The sequence below is a fragment of the Streptococcus sp. DTU_2020_1000888_1_SI_GRL_NUU_041A genome (assembly GCF_032387735.1).
Classification (GTDB): Bacteria; Bacillota; Bacilli; order Lactobacillales; family Streptococcaceae; genus Streptococcus; species Streptococcus sanguinis.
Genome location: NZ_CP135592.1, coordinates 49315 through 67713, shown reverse-complemented (window position 1 = coordinate 67713; position 18399 = coordinate 49315). Strand labels below are relative to the sequence as shown.

Below are 18399 nucleotides of genomic sequence, written 5' to 3'. Positions count from 1 at the left end.
GCTTACATAGTGAACCACAGACTGTTCAGGACCGTTGTGTCCCTGCAAGCCTGCTGTTTGCTGGCAGCCACTTCTCTCTTGCACCCCTGCAGGAGAATCGCGACCCAAACGATTACTGTCGTGAGGAATAAAAAAAGCACACCGAAAAACCGCTCCGGCCGGTGGTCCTTTCGGACCAGGCAGAGCTCCTGCTGCCACGGCTCCCAGACTTCTCTGAGACGTGCATCCACAGCAGGCGTTTTCCAAGTGTGTTTCATTCTTCTTCTACGATCAGCACGGCCCTTTCTCCTGTCAAACAGGTCTGCTTTCATCGCTCCGGCCGGCAGAGTTTCTTCTTCCCCTGTAAGGAGATTAAGTCAATGAAAGGCCTCGCTGGTGTTTCCCTGAGCAACCGCCCTAAAGAAATCCAGACACCGCGAATATCCATTTTGAACCGAACACTCAGTTCCTTTGCCCCTGGATGGGTAAAGATAAAAATAATAATTTTTATACCCTCATTATAGCATATTTTCATCAGACTTCAAGGGGCAACAAGATAATATTGTTATTATTGTTATTGTTTTTTATACTTTTCTGGCAATAACTTACTTGGGATAAACTCAATCTCGCCTTGATCTTTTAGATACGCTGCGCCTTCTAATGGCGTCATATTATTAGCAATACAATACTCTGTTATTTTTTCCATATACTCTTCTTCATGCAGCTTTTCTAATTCTAATTCTTCCTTTTTCTTTTTAATTATTTCATCTATAGACAATAATTCAGTCGATGTAGCCATAACAAATCGAATACTAAATGCAACAACATGACGACCTTTTTTTTGGGGTGTTATTTCCATTGTCAAAGGAAATAATTCTTCTATTTTTGCCTTTGCAACATTTAAAACTTTATCCCTAAAACGGCCAGCAGTCCATTTTTTTAATAAGTCAGGACTTTCCATTACTTCACTACCTAAAACCCATAGATACCACTCTTCCAAACTTCCTTCAACAACTGTGACTCTGTTATTGCCATATCTTTTGGCCATGTATAGTTCATAGATTGTTTTAGCATACTTTGATCGAATTCCTAATAACTTTGATAATTCTTCGCCATAAAAATTTCCATCAGATAATTCGTATAAAAATGGTGCTAAGGCCTCGTCAAATGAAAAATCTATTTCACGATTCTCCCATATTGTCATTTTTCGAAATGCAGAAACAACTTCATAACCTTTGATAATTGAACCATTTCTTTCTTTCGATTCTGGAACCAACACAGTTGCCTTCGATTTGATTTTCACAAGTGTTTTAGCAATATATTCTGCACTGGAACCCCCTGACTTGTTCCCTATTGTTTCGACAATTTCCTTTATAGAAGTTCTATATATTTTGTCTTTATCATAAAGATCACCTTTTTTTATAAAAGTCAAACAGTAATCAAATATTCTTTTTTCTTCTTCTGAGAGGCCGCCTTGAGCTTGTGCTAATATATTAGATTTATAGACTTTATAACTTCCTCTTGGTCTAATAGCTTCTATAAATGTTTTTCCTCTGTTGTTATAGATGTTTTCGGTCATATAAGTATTTCTCCTTCAACTATCCCTTATTATAGCTTATAAATCCCTTTTTGTCCATAAATACAAATTAAAAAGGGATTTATCCTGTTGTAAATTTTGGGGATATTATATTATTGACAAATTCCGGCATAAAAGGGATAATTAAAGAGATAGGTCTGGCACAAAAAGGATTTATAAAGGACAAAAAGGCATAAAAGGGATTTATAAAGACTTATTAGCTGGCATAAAGGGGATTTATTGACAAATTCCGGCACAAAAGGGATAATTAAAGAGATAAATCTGGCACAAAAAGGATAATTTGAAAATATGAGGCATAAAAGGGATTTATAAAAACCAATTGACTGGCATAAAAGGGATTTATAAAAAGCTCGGCATAAAAGGGATTTATACTGGCAAAAAAACAGAACTTTTCAGGCACAAAGGGGATTTGAAAAGGCATATAAACAGATTTATCTATAAAGAATTTGAGAACTTTTTGGGCATAAAAGGGATTTATACTCTTCAAGATAACCGCTGCTATGCGATTTTAGAGCTTGACAATACTATTAATACTATTAATACTCTAAATTCTATAAATACACTTAATGGAATTCAAAAAATTTAAAAAGTGAGGAGAAAAAATTGGTAATAAATAAAATAACCCAAGAAAATATTCAGCATCTACTATCGACTACTCCTGAGTTTGTTTCAAGTTATACTTTACATTACTACTCTACTCTTGATACAATTCCTCAATCCTTTTATCGTAGACTTGTTGAAATTGAACGTTTCTTAAAATACTATGCAGCAAATAAAGAACCAAACCATACTGACATTCTAAATTTAACAATTAGAGATTTAGAAGCAGTTCCAATTAATTTAATTCAAGAATACTTAAAAGAATATTCTAACATCAGAGCACAAGCTTCTAGCATAAAAACCACTATTTCCTATTTATCTTCCTTCTGGAGCTATTTTACAAATTATTCTTTCACTGTTGAACGTGGGAAACCAATTTTTTATCGTCATGCCTTCGATGAATGGAAAATAGCATATAGTTCAACTTATGAAGCAATAAAAAAAGGAGAGCAAATTCCTAGTGGAAAAAAAGAAATTTATAGTGAGGAAGAACTAAAACATATTTTAGACTTTGTCGATCATTCTTACGTTATGACTTTAGATACTCAGAAAAAAGTAGACAACTGGGATAGAGATAAAGAAAGAAATATTGCTATTATAGCACTATTAATGGGAACAGGCATCACCTTAGAAGAAATGTCGCTGTTATCTGTCAGAGATATAGATATGAGAAAGAAAAAGATTATCGTTAATAGAAACAGGCAATCTGTAGAGTTACCAATCCTAGATTTTTCTGCCCCTTATTTAACAACATATTTAGCATATCGACGTCAATGGTGGGTTGCTGATAAAACTGAATCTGCTTTATTCTTAAACCAAAAAAAGAGAGCAGCGACTATTCCACTTTTTTCTACAGTCATACATAATATTAATAAAGCCTATCATAAAAAAATATCGGCCAGAATTTTACAGGATAGTCATGGTTACGTTATATATCAACGCACTAATAACTTTTTTGAAGTACAGAATGCTCAAGGCTTAAAAAGCTTAAATTCACTAACAAAATATATAAAATAAGGGACAATAGTCCCTTATTATTTTTCTTATAATAATTTTTTTATGATAGTCTTTGTTTTATTTATATTTTTGGTAAAATAGAATAATAAAAAAATAAAAGGAGATTTCTCAATTGAGTAAACAAGGCAATACAGGTTCATCTATCAAAGGTTGGGTTATTAACATCATTATTGGCCTATTAATTATTTTATGCGCTTTGGGATATGCTGCTTATAGTGGGATAAATCTTGGAGGTCCGTTCTCTTTCCTGCAGACCATTTTTAAAGGAAACAAGGAAGAAATTGAAAAATCAGCTAAAGATACTAAAAATGCTGTCAAAGAAAAACTTAGTGAAGCAAGCAATGCGCTAAATAGCAGCTCATCTGAGCAAACAGCTGCGAGCCAAGAAGGAACTTTAGGTGAGACAACTGCTCACTATGAAGCCTTGTCTTTCACTGGCGAGAAAATAATGTATAATGCTAGAATGGATGAATATAATCGCGCTGTTTCAGGACATATTCAACTGAAATATTCAGATAAACCAGCTGAAAAACGTGATTCTAAAATCACATACGATCCGGAAGGGTGGCACAATTACCGTTTTAAATACGAAGATGAAAATGGGAAAATCAAAAAATCTTACTTAATGAATAGAGGCCATCTGATCGGGTACCTATTTTCTGGTTTAAATTCAGAGCCCAAAAATATCATTCCAATAACTCGATATTTAAATTCTGGAACGATGGCAGACAAAAAAACAGATCCAGAAAATCCATACAGTATGCTCTTTTACGAAACTGCGTTAAATGAATGGTTAAAAGAGCACCCTGATTATACTCTTGACTATTATGTCGTAGCAAACTATACTGAAGATGAACTAATACCACGTAGTGTATCGCTATTCTGGACTGGTTTTGATGCAGATGGAAAACACATAAAAGTAGAATTAAAAGATCCTGGGAAAGCTAATTATGATGGAATTACAGGGAGTGTTACACTTCTTAATGTTTCCAAAAACGCGAAAATTGATTATAAAACAGGCGAAGCTACAGCTTTATTAAAATAACAAACATATTGATTTCAATTATGATTGTTATTATAAATATAACCAATATAAAAAGCACGTCACATCGTGCTTTTTATATTTTTTCTCCAGTCTCTGGATCAATTTCAAACATTTGTTTCCCATTTTCATCATATAGGTTTTCTCCAAACTTATCTCGATAAATTAGATTGCTCAGATACCTAGCATCTGATTGACCAGGTTCATTCTTAATCCGTAATTCTTTCAAGATTTTTCTAATAGTTGGCGCAAGAGAAAATGTAATCTGTTTAGTTGGGACAATTGGGAATGAATCCGAATTTTGCTTTTTCAGTTTATTTTTTGGTTTGCTAATTTTTGTTGTTGCTACTACTTCTTCTGCATTGGCAAGACCAATGCTTCTATTGCCAAAGGCTTCAAATCGAGATTGAGTCATATCTTTCTCCTTTATACTTATCATATGTATAAACACAATATTAGGTATTATATTGTATTTAGTCAATCATATCTGCATTTTCAATAATTTTATCAAAAATACTTGCCATCCCATCTACGAATTTTTTTTCTGAAGCTTTTCGTTTACTTTGAGTCAACGTGCTTTCAGGCATTTCTTGATATAATTCAAAGACACTTTTATTTTCAAGTAAAGAACGAATTACAGTGTCACGTTCAGGAATGACACCTAAGAATTTATCTCCATATTTTCTTTGAATCACCTCCAAAAATTCTTTTACCGTATTGGCAACGTTGTTGCCTTTGAATGGAATTCTATTTGCAATCAAATACGGCTCTGCATGAACATAAGATACTTTTGTAAGTGCATCTGCTGCTTTTTTCTTTATACGAGGCAAGAATAGTTCGTTTAATTCCTCCCAGGCAGCAAAACTATTAGCGTCTGCATTCCCTACGGCAACGACGACATCTGCTACTGCTAAAAGATTAGCTGTAACATCTGTAGTATCATTATGAGCGTCGATGGTTATATAATCATACTCTTTTGCTAGAAATTTTAAATTTCGAGTGATCCAACTGTATAATACCATAAAAGTATTTTGACAATCTCCCCAATTAATATTGTAATCGCAAAATTTTTCTGAACCAATTATAACATCAACGTTTTTTTGAGAAGTATGATATATTTCAAATTCATCATTAACAAATATATCATAGATACCTCTTGAACCTTGTACGCCATATGTTTTGGTAAGGTTTTGTGATCGATCTCCATCGAACGTCAGAACTCGTTTATTTTTTATATCTCCAACATACCCATTAAAATTATAAATACCTGAAGTTTTTCCACCTCCACCTTTATCAAGGTAAAAAGTGATAATTTTAGGGGCAACAAGAATATCTGAAGCAAGGGTTTGTGCCATGAAGACTTCCTCCTTTATCATAATTACATAGATTACAATAATTATAAACAATATTTTCATTATTGTCAATACTATATTTGTTATAAATATAATACATATCATAATTAAAAACATAAACTTATTTAAGGAGTTTATAATATGTATGTTTGTTCTGTTTATAATTTTAGTAAATATATTTATGATAAATATACTAAATAGGATAATGCTGTCAAATATAATTTCCAAACTAATTGACTTTGCGAAGTCAATATTTTATACTGTAACTAAGTTAATGTTAAACAAGAAAGGAGAAAATGTTATGTTTTACTCTCTAATCATCCTTTTTGGAATAACTATCTTATCTCTCCTTTTTATTATCAAAGGTTTAAAGTTAGGATATATTCAAAGAACCGCATTAGTTGTGCCTGGTGTTGTTGGAATTGTTGCATTTCTATTCCTGTTTTTCCTTTAGAATTAGAATTGAATAAAAAAAGACTGCACAAGCAGCCTTTTTTTATCATACACTTTTATTTTTTAATTGAAATTCGTATAATATAAAGTATAAACAAATTATTAAAGGAGTTTTTCAATGTTACCTTTAAGTGAATTTAAAAAACGTGGATATAAGAATATTCGTTATCCAAAAGCTGATAATGGAAATGAGATGCGTTCAATTGTTTTAGCTAACAAAAAACCTGAAGATGCTAATTGGTATGATGAAGAAAACATTTCATTGGGTGTGAGCCTTATACCAGAAAATATAATTGAAGATGTAAAAAATAATTTATACTTGCGACCTTTTGACCGTAGCTTGATGGAAGATAGCTCAAGACGTGAACGAGCTAGACAAGAGGTGTTTTCAGCGGTAGTTATTGGGACTATAGAAGCAGCACCTACAATTTATAAAGAAGATTCAAAAACAGTAGTTTTTGAGGACCTTCTAGTATGTAAGCCTATCGATGCTAATTACGCAGAATTGCGAGTTTATGTTCCACACAGAAAAGCAGGAATGTTTCAAACTACAGATTTGAGAAATATGATTGATAGAATCATCCCTTTAAAAGTTGTTGATTTAAAAGAAAGGCATTTTAAAAACTTTAAAATGCCTACTGGAGTAAAAAATAACTATGTAGCACTCGGAGATATAGATATTGCAGAATTGTTGATGAACTCTGAAGCCATTGATATTGCAAGAGAAAAAACAAGAGGAAACGACAGTAGCAGCTATCGTCAAAGAATGCGTGATTTAAAAAGAGAACTGACAGAAAAAACACAAAATGGAATAATTACTCATGTAAGTTCTTCAGGTGTTTTTCTACTAGATCAAAATCTAAGAAGTTATAAAATTCCTACAAAGCGGTTTAGCTATGGAGCTTTTTCTAGGATACATCCGCTAAAATATTATGCCGAGATTGGCAAACCAATTCAGTTTAATTTTGTTGGTTGGAAATCTAATAACAATTCCCAAGTGGAAACAGAAGAAGACAGTCGGTTTACTCCGCTCGATTTTACCTCCGAACAGTATGTTTTGTGGGGAAGTGCAATTGAACTTGAAACTCCTCCAGCTGAGAAACTAAAAGCTCTGATTGATACTGGTCGATTAGTAGGTTCAACTCATACTGCGTACTTAACAACTTATGACGTAGGTCGTGGCCATTTGATTGAGCTAGAAGGATTTCCAGGAATTTCTGTGAAATTGCGAAATTCGATGAGTTTAGATAAAACATATGTCTATACTCACGAGCCCATTTCCGTTGTAGTGAGAAGAGCACGTTATACAATTAATGAAAAAAATCAAACCATTTTCTATGTACACTGTAACTTTAATACATCAATGCGAAATACAGGGCGAAGTGACGAATTGAATGGATTTTTCAAGAGATAATTTTCGCGTAGCACCAAGATATTTTATCAAGGTGCTTATTTTTTCATGAAAGGTAAGATATGATTATTTATTATATATTTTTCGCACTTAATTTTATCCCTTGGGCAATAGTGATAGGAGGTGCAATTTGGTGGTATGTCGCTAATAAAGCAAATAATAATCTTAGTATGATGAAAGCTTTAAAAGTGATTATTTTAGCCCTAGTTTTTATCTATACTATTCGCTTCCTGGCTCTAACTGTATTTTCTGTTCTATACAATAAGGATAATGTAGGAGCAGTAGATATAAAAGGTTTCAGAGATATTTTTACAGTTCTGCAGTTGCTTTTATTAGCTTTTCTACCTTCATTTGCCAACACCCAATCTGCTATTTACAACTACCAAAAAATGTTTACAGAGGGAAGAAAACGAGATAGTGCAGCAAAACAAAGAAGTTCTTTGATTATTGGTTTAGTGATCACTGTTGGAGGAATCTTAATTTTGCAATTCTTTAAATCAATTTTTGTATATTAGTGAGGTAAAAGATGAGGAAATATTTAAGCACTTTACCCTATATGAGAAACGGTTATCGGACACTTGATTATTTGTTATCAATCTTTAGACGTATTATTAAGTGGTCCTTGTATTTCTCAATAGCTATGATTATTTTAATGGTACTGGGAATCATTTTTAGGATTCAGGTTCCTGATTTTGTATTCTTTATATTCTTTATTTTATTGCTTTTAAACAACTTTATTGCTCTTTATTTTGGCATCTGGAATGCTCGATTGACCAGCAGGCAAAGATATGAACTATTTGAAAAGGTTGCTTCATTCCCCAGAAATAAACGCATAGCGACGATAAAAAAATTCATCATGATGTCATTTGTCAGTGCGATTATGTCTGGAGTAGCAATAATAATTCTCACGATCAATAATTACATCCTTGTTATCGTTAATAGCGCTTATGTAAGTGCAGACAGATTTTTGAAGTATTCAGATTTTCCGATTAGTTATCGAGCAATGCACCTGTTAATAGGTGGGCAAATATCAAATAGCTTGATGGTAATTTTACCAATTTTGATTTATATCTATATGTTCGTAAATACTTATCAGAAAGAAGTAAGAGTATATAATACTACCTTAGTGGAACAATGGATAGAATCTCGGTTTTTCAAAGATAAGAGTATTGATGGCTTAATTCAGGATAGAGACACTGATGGTCTATCAAATATTAGAATAGGGATTGATTCTAAATTCAGAAACGATGTTATTATGAATGCTGCTACACGAGCTCTTAATGTTGTATTTTTTGGTCTTATCGGTGTAGGTAAATCTGCTTCAATAGCTAAACCTTTCAACATCAATGATACCGAGAATTTCATTCATTACATAAGGCAATATGCGGCCTACATTAAGAGCAAACGAATAGAAGTAGCGGCTATGGGATTACCTCAAGAAGAAGCCGATTTCCTACTTGATAATCTTTACGAAGAGTGGTTTACAAAAGGGATTGGGAAAAATCTTACAAACGGATTTTATGTTAATGAGCCGTCGGGAGATCTCATTCGTGATGCCCTTGATATTTTGAAAAGATCTGGGCTCCCAAAAGATGTTGTGTGGCATGTAAATCCTCCACAACCAGATACAGATGCTATTAATATTTTTGATGCTAAGCCTGAAATTGCTTCAGCATTGGCTGCTGACTTGTTTAGAAACTTTAGCGAAGGAGATGGCGGAAATGGGAATCCATTCTTTGCTAATAGTGAAGAAGCTCATACAAGAAGCGCAACTCTATTATTAATTATCACAGCTCAAGTAATGGGTGCACCTATCAACAAAAGACTTAAGGGAAATGCACCAACTTTATCAGATTTTAATGATATTCTTCTTAGTAATGATTATATCTTTGCTCGTCTAGAAGTATTAAAAATAATCGCTCAACGTGAGGAACGATTATTTAAGAAAGTTGATGATGAATATAATGAATTATATAAAAAAGAATATGATGATTGGATAAAGGCAGGTGGCGTAGATTTTCGCTTTGATGCTAACCAATCATTGAGACTTAGAAAACTTTACTACACTCATAGAGACTTGGAAAACAAGCTTAAAATAATGAAAGATACTATCTTGTATTTCACAAGTAATCTATTTACTAATTCTCAAACCGGAGAAACATTTTTCAATTTTGATGCCAATATAAACGGTTTGAAAAATGTTATAAATAGTCTTTCTAAAAGTCCTTATGTCCGTCGAGTTTTCTTTTCTCAATCCACAAAAAATGTAGATGTTTTGCTGAAGATGGGAGGAGTTATTTTAGTAAATTCAGCTAAAGCTGAGCTGGGGGATGCTAATAGCAGAATGGTCGGCCAGGTAGCAGAAATTATAATGCAAAGTGGAGCCTACCGAAGACTTCCAAACCTGTCTCCGTTATTCCCTTATATGAATGATGAGAAGAATACAATTTTGATGGCTCGAGACCAAGGCTTCCTGGATCAAAATCGTAAATTTAGAACACCAGCATTGCATTTATATCAAAACTATGAACAAGCAGTTGCAACAATAGGTGCAGATAGAGCTGATGCTCTTTTCCAATCATATCGTAACGCTTTTGTCTTCCAGCAAAGCAGTCCTCAATCTGTAGAATATATTGCAAATCGGGTAGGCGATAAATATGTTTTGCAACAAAACGATCAGTATGCTCAAGAAGATATGATGGCTGGAAACGATAATAATTCGCGCAGAGTTAGTGAACAAATTATCGAAGAACCTCAACTTAAACAATCGGATATGGCCAAGCTTGAACAATTTGAATATGCTGGAGTTATGGTTGTTGATGATGAAGTGTCGGACATGATGTTTGTAACTTCTGTACCTAATTTTTTAATGCCAATGTTCAGTGATGAGAACTTTAAACCACCATTCAATATGGATGATCCCGAAGATAGAGAAGCTTATAAAATTTGGTCAGAAATGGTAGAAAAATGTTACATTGAAAATGGTAAGAGGGACTCATTAACGGAAAGTGACTTTACACCAAACGAGTGGGCCAAAATCATGGAAATTCATGAACCAAATATTCTATCTAACAATGAAGAAAAGAAAACAGTAGCCCCTGAATATGCCCCTCAAATTAAACGTGAAAACACTGCAAAAGAAGATATCAGTAGTGATTCAGAAAGCGTAAAAACAATTCCTGAAAGCCCTATTGAGTTGGTTGAAGAAGAACCACAGTCATCTACAAATGAAATAAAGAAACAGTCTGATTTTGAACGCCCGGTAATCAAAGCAGAGGAAAAAGGAACTGTTGCTCAAAACATTATTGTAGAGGATGACTCAGATGGATTAGAAGAATTATGGTAATAAAAAAGAGAGGTATTAGACCTCTCTTTTACTATACATCGGCATCATCCAAATCAGCATTTTGATTATTTTTAGATTTTTGATTTTCTTTACGCTTGATTTTAATTTGTTCCTTTAATTCAGAAACAACTTCATCAACGTCAATGTTTTTGTTGTCAATATAAAGCAAGTCAAAATACAATTTCCCAATTTCGGCTTTCTTTTTTTCTTCATATTCTTTTAATTTAGCTTTTTCCTCTTCTAATTTTTTTAAAAGTTCATCAATGCTACTTTGATGAGATGCTAAGCTGTTCTTTTTTGCTGCCATATGGTTACTCCTTGTTATTCATATTTTCTAGACAAGTATATCAGTTTTTCAAAAAAAGTACAGTCTATCATACCATTGTCTAAAAAAATACTTCGTGATATATTAGATAAAAGCAAAAATTAATTTATTTATAAAAATTGCGATAATCATTTATTTATCAATACTTTGAATGGTCTTATAATAGTCTTATAAGTAATCTAAAAAATAAAATATTTTGGAAATGCAGATAAAATGCTGAATTAACAAGGTTTATAATATCCGATTAAAGGCACTATCTAACTATATAAATTAAATTTAGTGATTTTGAGGTGATTTTGTGACTTTATAAGGGTAAGCCAGATGGTTACTTTATTCTTTATTATATAGGCTTTATCTACTATTTTAGAGGTATATACATATATCAGAGCTATAAGGGTGAGTTTATACCTATTTTTGCTTATTTTTCAAGGATATATAGAGAGGTGTATCGTGTCTGAGAATATTTTCTACGAAACTAAAGTTTTTAAAAGACCTAAATCAATTAGACCTCCATCAGATGCAGTGGAGTATTTCGTTCTATCTGAATCAAAAATGGATTATATTTTTTTTAATAAAGAACAGCTTTTGTTAATGTATCATTTAATAAGATTTGGATATTTTGACAGAGAAATCATTTCAAATCTCTATTCTTCACTTGCTCCTAAAAAGGCTCTTAAGTCTCTCTGGCTTCAGGGTTGTATTGGAAATAGAAATTTTCCCATTAGTGCTTACGAGGAAAGAGATGGTAGAAAGAAAATATATTATGTAAATTCAAAATTTGCTAAATGGCTCTTTTCAGTTTTACCAAATCATAATGATTTATATGAACTATCTTTTGTGACTGAATATGATTATTCAATGTTCAGCATTGCTGCTAATAATCTCTATGGCGGAAAACCTCGAACAGTAAATATTCATGACTTAAATACAAGAAGATTCTGTGCCAGGATCACTAAAGATATTTCAGAACGATGTCAACATTTATCTTTCCTTGAATTGAATTTTCAATTTTCATTCCCTACAAATAGACAAGCAGTAACTGCATTACCAGATGCTGCGATTTTTGTAGAAGGTAAATGCTATTATGTTGAGTATGATAGAAATACAGAGGCTCACTTCCAGCTCCTTGGAAAAATCATTGCTTATTTTTCTGAACCATATTATGAAGACTCTACAGTGTTTTTTATTTTTGATAGTTTGGGAACTCCAAAAGGGAAAGATAAGAATGATTTTCATCCTAGAGTTCTGAGATTTTTAAAGAATATTCAGGAACTAAAATATAATAAAAGTGATAATACTTATCTAGAAAATTTAAAGGAGAAAGGAGTATCTATTCTAGCATCGCCATCTCAATTATCTGCTAGCCAAATTAGTTATCATATTTGTGGTTCTTTGAACTTGATAAAGGATATTGATTGGAAGATAACTGTAGAAAGGTTGTCTGAAATTGGTGGTCTACCTTATGATGTATTAGAAATCAAATCAGCAAATGACGATAGTCCTTTTGAATATTTTGTAACCGTTCAAAATGACTCCTTTGAAGAAGAGGTTCTGCCCTTGATACGAACATCATACATACCTGCAGGCTTTGAGAAAATGTTAGATGAATTGTATAGAGAATATAAGGGACAGTATAACCATGTGGTAATTGTTTTTGATAAAAAGATCAATGCTCAGTTTTATCAACTGCCATACTCTCCTTTTTTTCTCTCTCTATTTTTATAGAGAATAATTTATAATTAGAAAGGATCATTTATGAAACAAAAAACACTTCTCACGCGCATTAAAGATTTTATTTTAAATAATCTACTTTCTGATATAACTCTCTCCTTATGGGCTGTTTTTTTAGCAGCAACACTACTAGTTCTTTTTATACAAATTGTCATTGTTAATCATCATGTTATTTTTTATTATCCTTTTAATTTTTTAAACATTCTAGTAGTTATTGCGATTGGTGTAATTACAGCATTATTTATCAAATATATTGGTATTAGCTATTTCAAATATAGCTTCAAATACCAGGTCTTGTTATACGTTGCTCCTTTGTTAATTTCTATTTTAGGGATGATATACCCTATTCTATATCCCTCGCGCACTTATGCAGATTCTCAAAGTGATAATGTACTAATAACAAATCAATTCAATAAAAAATTACTAAGGCAGGTCTTCTCTCCGATTAATTTAGATAACCAGGAAGAAAACTCTTCAGAAGCTCCTCTTATAGAGGGTAAAACTGTTTATATATTCTACAAACTAGGTTGCCCTTATTGCAAAGCAGCTATTCCTGAAATCTTATCTCGTTTAACAGCTGCACAAAGAGAAAGAATTGTTTTTGTTGACTTGTCTAATCCGGACAATGCACGTGTAGCAAAACATCTAGGTGTTGTAAAAGCGGCTACTGCAGTTTCTTATCAAAAACATAACGGAGTATTTTTAAAGAAGATTATAAATCTAGGTGTTGGAACGGAAGAACATCCCAAGACTGATGAAACAGCTCTTCTTGAAATTGAAGAGGCAAGTAAAAAAGAAGGGGAATGAGCGAATGATAATTAAGGCTATATTGAGTGGAATTCTTTTAGCAGTCTCCTCATTAACAGTAAAAATTTACTTTCTAAGGAAAATTGTATGGCAAAATGAATTTCACTTAGGAGGCATAGTCTCCTACATGTTCTCTGGAGCAAAATGGATGCTCAGATTCATATTCCTGCTTACAATCTATAACATGTTCCGATATGGAAGTTACTTAGATAACGGTATTGCTCTTTTCGGCCAGATTTTACCAATGATCATTTTAAAAATAAATCACAATAAAGAAAAATTAGGGTTCCGTTTAGACACCTGGTTTAGAAAAAAAAGAGCGTCCAGATTTTTAAGTTGTCCTCAGTGTAATGAAAGCAAAGTTTTCTTTAGAGAGGTATCTGATGTTGACTCTTCTACCCCTTGTTATTTTCTTATCACAGATCAACATCAACAGGTTTATTTAGGAATTTATGATTACGACCAAATCGCGCGTGATTTTATTGAAGAGGTTAGCAGTTTTGAAAAGCTAGTCTCACATTATTATCCTCACTTGCAACCAAATGAGTCAAGTGGTATCTTAGTGGAAGGAGAACAATTAAACTTTGACGATAATTGTTATTGCGCAAAATGTTCAGCACAAATTAATAATACTCCTATCCAATATGGATTCGTTGATTTTTAAAACTGGACTCCAGGAAAGAAGTAGTGTCCTCTATCAGCAAGCGAAGAAGAATGGATTGTCTCGAAACAAAAAGAAAAGAGCTGCTATCTAGGCGGCTCTTTCAGTTAATAAAAAAAGGCATCGGCAAATGTCTCACTGGATTCGTAGCGACTATCGAGCTGGACACCAGCACTAAGTCTCCGTAAATTGAATATTCCCACCAATTGTAGTTTTTTCTATGCGAATGTTATAATAGATATTGAAAGGAAGGTTTTATAATGAGTGCCCAAAACAAAAAGAAAAAGCGACTAAAGGAATTAAAAAGAATAGCTAAAGAGACTGCAGCAACAATTAAAGAGAATAGAAAAATGGTTGAGGAGATCATTTTTGAAAGACTATCCCAGGAAGTTTTTTTAAACGAAAGTGAAATGCGTATTATTGCAAGTACTATAGCTCAAATTCCTTCAAACTATGTCCGTGATTCTGAATCAATTAAGGATTGGTGGAATTATTGCCAATATCCAGCAAATTTTGGAGGAATTCTGCACCCTTTTAATATAACTATATGCATTGGGAAAATAAGAAGCATCTTACAAGATGGTAATTATATAACTCAGCAAATAGCATCTGAACGTTTTTCTGAAATCAAAGAAGTGAACGTACATATGATGAATAAAAAACATGTTTATTACCAGATTGAAGATCTGTCAGATGTAGAATTAAAAGATGAGCCAATCATCATTTTCAAAGACTCAATTGAATCTCATAGAGTTATTGATGGGAATCATCGAACTACAAATGCTGTGAAGAATAACCTTCCTTTTTTAGATGCTTATATAGTTGATGAAGCATTTATTACAGAACATGAATGCTTTGGGACCAAATATGATCAGGAACTTTATTATGCTAATAAGCTAGTATACGATGCTTATTTTAGACACATGAGTTAACCATACAGAAAATTTATGCTATACTACTAATGGGTAAGAACCCTAACATTACCCTGTGTCTCAAAAGCATTTTGAGGCTTTTAAATAAAAAAGCGGTCATAACCAAATCCAGGTTATACCGTTTTTTTGATATAATAAAAAGGAAATTATAGAGGATGGCGGAAATTAAATAATGAATCATTTTTATAACGAAAAACCAATAAGTAATGTCATCGAGTACCTAGAGAATATTTTGGACTACACCGAAAAGAATCAAAAAGAACTTTGGTATCGAGGACATAGGCAGCAAAATTGGAAATTGAGGCCTAGTTTGTTTCGTGAACAAATTCTGGACGTGCCTAAAGATGGGGCCATACATAGCTTGAAGTATAGAAACTTCCTAGATTTTAATAAAAATATAAGAGAGTTCCGCGATCGATTAGATATTAATGAACGTGATGAGAGATTTAATCTTTTTCATTACTCATTTATAGCACAGCATTACGGATTACTAACTCCCTGCTTAGATTGGTCAACCGATCCACTGGTTGCATTATATTTTGCAATAGATGGATTTAATTATATTGATAATAATACGTTTCCTGTTGTTTATATTTTAAACCCCTCAATACTAAACGAAAACTCTTCAATTTATTACAAAGATAGTCAGCGAGCTATTAGAGAACCATTCTGTATAGATGATGCAGATGACCGATTGTTTGATAAATGGTTTTCTGATATGAATAAAACGCCATTCTCTGTCCTTCCTTTTGCAGTTAAAAGCAACTATGATCTCAAATCTCACAGAATTTCAAGACAGTCTGGTGTCTTTACGCTACACGAAGCTCGATATAATAGAGAGATTGAATTGACAGATTTCAAATTTGAAAATAGAGAAATGGGCATTGCATTAAAAATAGCCCCTTCAAAAGTTTTCTTGATAAAGGAGCAGCTCAAATCTCTCAACTTAACCAAGGAGACAATATATGGGCAAGAACATTCCGTTTTTGAAGATTATACTAATTCCATTATAAAGAGAAGCCCGAAAATATAGTTTTCATGCTAGTTTATAAAAAAAACGGCCATTCCTCTTGACGTTTATTAAAATAAACGTTATTATAAATGTGTGATAGAAGCAGGAGGATGATATGACTAAAATTAAGGGGTTATGTCGTTTGGATCTAGAATTGATTCAAAACGTCTTGTTAGATCCAGAAATATCTGGTTGGAAAATAGAGAAAGGCAGTGAAAAATTTGGCAGCAAGTTAAGTAGAACTGCAGTTTCTTTACTAAGAAACCCAACAAGCCCTTATTCCTTGACAAGTATAAGAGTTGATAAATTAATTGCAATTCAAAAGTGGATTTATTGTAATGGAATAGACAGAGGACAGTATAGAACAGCGGTAAGAACTGAATCTGAAATTGCTCCAGAATATCCAGAGTATCCTGTTGAACCCAGAACTATCAGGTTTTAAAAATAGAAAATATGGAGGTGAAAATATGAATCTAATTCATCGAATTTTAGGACAAGCCTTAGATACGGTACAAAACCAGTCAGTAGAGCAACAACTAAATATTATCTTTGATGTTTTTAGCAGCCCTGTAGCTATAGCTCTAAAGCATGCGAACGTTCGGAAGATTTTGCAGCAAGCTATTTTAACACAAAATTATAGTTACGCAGTACCTTATGAATTATTTGCATCTGAAATGAAGTCTGATAAGTATTATCGATACGAATATACTAGTAGCAGCCTCATGTGTGGAACGATGGTATTCTATGGTAAGGGAAATCATCTTATTGAACGTTATGAAATGATTGATGAGAAAGATGTGCTAGATGGACGTTTAGACCTCAAAATTTATGAATATGACACCTATGACTTAATGTTAGAGGAAATGAGAGAAGAGTCCTATCTTAGTGATACAATATACATCTGTGACTCAGTGTCGACTTATTACCCAGTAATTTGGGATAATCACAAAGGAATGGTATCGCGCGTGTATAATGCTGATACTGATGAATATGACATGATTGCAGTAGAGGATATGATTTACTAATAATGGATGAGGATATACTTAATTGTATATCCTTTTTAAAAAGAATTTTTCAAAAATCTATCATACAAGTATCCCCTTGAAGTCTGATGAAAATATGCTATAATGAGGGTATAAAAATTATTATTTTTATCTTTACCCATCCAGGGGCAAAGGAACTGAGTGTTCGGTTCAAAATGGATGTTCGCGGTGTCTGGATTTCTTTAGAGCGGTTGCTCAGGGAAACACCAGCGAGGCCTTTCATCAGCTTAATCTCCTTACAGGGGAAGAAGAAACTCTGCCGGCCGGAGCGATGAAAGCAGACCTGTTTGACAGGAGAAAGGGCCGTGCTGATCGTAGAAGAAGAATGAAACACACTTGGAAAACGCCTGCTGTGGATGCACGTCTCAGAGAAGTCTGGGAGCCGTGGCAGCAGGAGCTCTGCCTGGTCCGAAAGGACCACCGGCCGGAGCGGTTTTTCGGTGTGCTTTTTTTATTCCTCACGACAGTAATCGTTTGGGTCGCGATTCTCCTGCAGGGGTGCAAGAGAGAAGTGGCTGCCAGCAAACAGCAGGCTTGCAGGGACACAACGGTCCTGAACAGTCTGTGGTTCACTATGTAAGCAGCTTGGCTGCTTATTACTTTTTAGGAAAGCGCATTTTGCGCATGGAGGAAAACTCATGAATAATGTACAACTTATCGGTCGAACTACGGCTGATGTCAATTTGAAGTATACAGCCAATAATAAAGCTGTAGCCACTGTTACTCTTGCGGTCAACCGTACCTACAAGAGTCAGAATGGCGAAAAAGAAGCCGACTTTATCAATCTTGTCCTATGGGGCAAAGTTGCCGAAAATTTCAGCAACTGGATAAAGAAAGGCTATCTAGTTGCCGTGACGGGTTCTATCCGCACGCGCAATTATGAGAACCAACAAGGTTACCGTGTCTATGTGACAGAGGTACTTGTTGGTGCTTTTCAAAATCTTCAACCACGTGATGCTTCTAACTCTGGTAACGGAGATTATGGACATACAAGCAATGGTTTTGCTGGTAGTGGATTTGGTGAAACATTTGACATCTCAGATGACGATCTGCCATTCTAAAAGCAGGTTGTAGTTAATTCTAAGGAATAG

The 18399-nt window shown here is 33.6% G+C and carries 18 protein-coding genes; 14 read left to right on the top strand and 4 right to left on the bottom strand.

Annotated features, from left to right (window positions below; all coding sequences use genetic code 11):
* Nucleotides 1-553: 553 nt before the first annotated feature.
* A complete protein-coding gene (locus tag RSK81_RS12880; protein ID WP_315687856.1) occupies nt 554-1558 on the bottom strand; it encodes a replication initiation protein in 1005 nt (334 codons plus the stop codon).
* A gap of 621 nt (nt 1559-2179) precedes the next feature.
* Here RSK81_RS12880 and RSK81_RS12875 point away from each other — a divergent pair.
* Both RSK81_RS12875 and RSK81_RS12870 read left to right on the top strand, forming a co-directional pair.
* Nucleotides 2180-3193 carry a tyrosine-type recombinase/integrase gene (locus RSK81_RS12875; protein WP_315687855.1) on the top strand — a complete coding sequence of 338 codons (1014 nt, stop codon included), beginning with the start codon at nt 2180-2182 and terminating at the stop codon, nt 3191-3193.
* A gap of 112 nt (nt 3194-3305) precedes the next feature.
* On the top strand, nt 3306-4238 hold the full coding sequence (locus RSK81_RS12870; RefSeq protein WP_315687854.1) for a DNA/RNA non-specific endonuclease: 933 nt from the start codon (nt 3306-3308) through the stop codon (nt 4236-4238).
* 73 nt (nt 4239-4311) lie between these two features.
* Here the strand turns inward: RSK81_RS12870 and RSK81_RS12865 are convergent, their stop codons facing one another.
* Nucleotides 4312-4650, bottom strand: coding sequence for a hypothetical protein (locus tag RSK81_RS12865; protein ID WP_315687853.1), 339 nt, complete (start codon nt 4648-4650; stop codon nt 4312-4314).
* Nucleotides 4651-4708: 58 nt separating this feature from the next.
* Nucleotides 4709-5590: a ParA family protein gene (locus tag RSK81_RS12860; RefSeq protein WP_315687851.1), complete on the bottom strand. Its 882-nt coding sequence runs from the start codon at nt 5588-5590 to the stop codon at nt 4709-4711.
* A 568-nt stretch (nt 5591-6158) separates the two neighbouring features.
* On the opposite strand from RSK81_RS12860, the gene RSK81_RS12855 reads away from it, so the two are divergent.
* Genes RSK81_RS12855 through RSK81_RS12845 form a run of 3 tightly spaced genes read left to right on the top strand, consistent with a single transcriptional unit; the run spans nt 6159 to nt 10797 of the window.
* On the top strand, nt 6159-7454 hold the full coding sequence (locus RSK81_RS12855; protein WP_315687849.1) for a hypothetical protein: 1296 nt from the start codon (nt 6159-6161) through the stop codon (nt 7452-7454).
* Nucleotides 7455-7513: 59 nt separating this feature from the next.
* Nucleotides 7514-7966 (top strand): hypothetical protein, encoded by a 453-nt coding sequence (locus RSK81_RS12850; RefSeq protein WP_315687848.1) that lies wholly within the window; start codon nt 7514-7516, stop codon nt 7964-7966.
* A gap of 11 nt (nt 7967-7977) precedes the next feature.
* Nucleotides 7978-10797, top strand: coding sequence for a TraM recognition domain-containing protein (locus tag RSK81_RS12845; protein WP_315687846.1), 2820 nt, complete (start codon nt 7978-7980; stop codon nt 10795-10797).
* 31 nt (nt 10798-10828) lie between these two features.
* On the opposite strand, the gene RSK81_RS12840 is transcribed toward RSK81_RS12845, so the two are convergent.
* The gene (locus RSK81_RS12840; protein WP_315687845.1) at nt 10829-11104 is read right to left on the bottom strand and encodes a hypothetical protein; all 276 of its coding nucleotides are present in this window, start codon (nt 11102-11104) and stop codon (nt 10829-10831) included.
* 468 nt (nt 11105-11572) lie between these two features.
* On the opposite strand from RSK81_RS12840, the gene RSK81_RS12835 reads away from it, so the two are divergent.
* The 9 genes from RSK81_RS12835 (at nt 11573) to ssb (ending at nt 18369) form a co-directional block, all read left to right on the top strand.
* Nucleotides 11573-12847 (top strand): hypothetical protein, encoded by a 1275-nt coding sequence (locus RSK81_RS12835; protein ID WP_315687843.1) that lies wholly within the window; start codon nt 11573-11575, stop codon nt 12845-12847.
* Between the two features lie 30 nt (nt 12848-12877).
* Nucleotides 12878-13660 (top strand): hypothetical protein, encoded by a 783-nt coding sequence (locus RSK81_RS12830; protein ID WP_315687842.1) that lies wholly within the window; start codon nt 12878-12880, stop codon nt 13658-13660.
* 127 nt (nt 13661-13787) lie between these two features.
* A complete protein-coding gene (locus RSK81_RS12825; protein ID WP_315687841.1) occupies nt 13788-14324 on the top strand; it encodes a hypothetical protein in 537 nt (178 codons plus the stop codon).
* A gap of 257 nt (nt 14325-14581) precedes the next feature.
* The gene (locus tag RSK81_RS12820; protein WP_315687840.1) at nt 14582-15253 is read left to right on the top strand and encodes a hypothetical protein; all 672 of its coding nucleotides are present in this window, start codon (nt 14582-14584) and stop codon (nt 15251-15253) included.
* 172 nt (nt 15254-15425) lie between these two features.
* Nucleotides 15426-16286: an FRG domain-containing protein gene (locus RSK81_RS12815; protein WP_315687839.1), complete on the top strand. Its 861-nt coding sequence runs from the start codon at nt 15426-15428 to the stop codon at nt 16284-16286.
* 94 nt (nt 16287-16380) lie between these two features.
* A complete protein-coding gene (locus tag RSK81_RS12810; protein ID WP_315687838.1) occupies nt 16381-16707 on the top strand; it encodes a hypothetical protein in 327 nt (108 codons plus the stop codon).
* A 25-nt stretch (nt 16708-16732) separates the two neighbouring features.
* Nucleotides 16733-17290 (top strand): hypothetical protein, encoded by a 558-nt coding sequence (locus RSK81_RS12805; protein ID WP_315687836.1) that lies wholly within the window; start codon nt 16733-16735, stop codon nt 17288-17290.
* 402 nt (nt 17291-17692) lie between these two features.
* Nucleotides 17693-17950, top strand: coding sequence for a hypothetical protein (locus tag RSK81_RS12800; RefSeq protein ID WP_315687834.1), 258 nt, complete (start codon nt 17693-17695; stop codon nt 17948-17950).
* Nucleotides 17947-18369: a single-stranded DNA-binding protein gene (gene ssb / locus RSK81_RS12795; RefSeq protein WP_315687833.1), complete on the top strand. Its 423-nt coding sequence runs from the start codon at nt 17947-17949 to the stop codon at nt 18367-18369. Before RSK81_RS12800 ends, ssb begins: the two co-directional genes overlap by 4 nt.
* Nucleotides 18370-18399: the final 30 nt, after the last annotated feature.

What these genes read in the sequence shown, in the direction of transcription:
- RSK81_RS12880 (WP_315687856.1), bottom strand. Translation starts at nt 1,558, where the DNA reads ATGACCGAAAACATCTATAACAACAGAGGAAAAACATTTATAGAAGCT.
- RSK81_RS12865 (WP_315687853.1), bottom strand. Translation starts at nt 4,650, where the DNA reads ATGACTCAATCTCGATTTGAAGCCTTTGGCAATAGAAGCATTGGTCTT.
- RSK81_RS12860 (WP_315687851.1), bottom strand. Translation starts at nt 5,590, where the DNA reads ATGGCACAAACCCTTGCTTCAGATATTCTTGTTGCCCCTAAAATTATC.
- RSK81_RS12855 (WP_315687849.1), top strand. Translation starts at nt 6,159, where the DNA reads ATGTTACCTTTAAGTGAATTTAAAAAACGTGGATATAAGAATATTCGT.
- RSK81_RS12850 (WP_315687848.1), top strand. Translation starts at nt 7,514, where the DNA reads ATGATTATTTATTATATATTTTTCGCACTTAATTTTATCCCTTGGGCA.
- RSK81_RS12845 (WP_315687846.1), top strand. Translation starts at nt 7,978, where the DNA reads ATGAGGAAATATTTAAGCACTTTACCCTATATGAGAAACGGTTATCGG.
- RSK81_RS12840 (WP_315687845.1), bottom strand. Translation starts at nt 11,104, where the DNA reads ATGGCAGCAAAAAAGAACAGCTTAGCATCTCATCAAAGTAGCATTGAT.
- RSK81_RS12830 (WP_315687842.1), top strand. Translation starts at nt 12,878, where the DNA reads ATGAAACAAAAAACACTTCTCACGCGCATTAAAGATTTTATTTTAAAT.
- RSK81_RS12825 (WP_315687841.1), top strand. Translation starts at nt 13,788, where the DNA reads ATGTTCTCTGGAGCAAAATGGATGCTCAGATTCATATTCCTGCTTACA.
- RSK81_RS12820 (WP_315687840.1), top strand. Translation starts at nt 14,582, where the DNA reads ATGAGTGCCCAAAACAAAAAGAAAAAGCGACTAAAGGAATTAAAAAGA.
- RSK81_RS12815 (WP_315687839.1), top strand. Translation starts at nt 15,426, where the DNA reads ATGAATCATTTTTATAACGAAAAACCAATAAGTAATGTCATCGAGTAC.
- RSK81_RS12810 (WP_315687838.1), top strand. Translation starts at nt 16,381, where the DNA reads ATGACTAAAATTAAGGGGTTATGTCGTTTGGATCTAGAATTGATTCAA.
- RSK81_RS12805 (WP_315687836.1), top strand. Translation starts at nt 16,733, where the DNA reads ATGAATCTAATTCATCGAATTTTAGGACAAGCCTTAGATACGGTACAA.
- ssb (WP_315687833.1), top strand. Translation starts at nt 17,947, where the DNA reads ATGAATAATGTACAACTTATCGGTCGAACTACGGCTGATGTCAATTTG.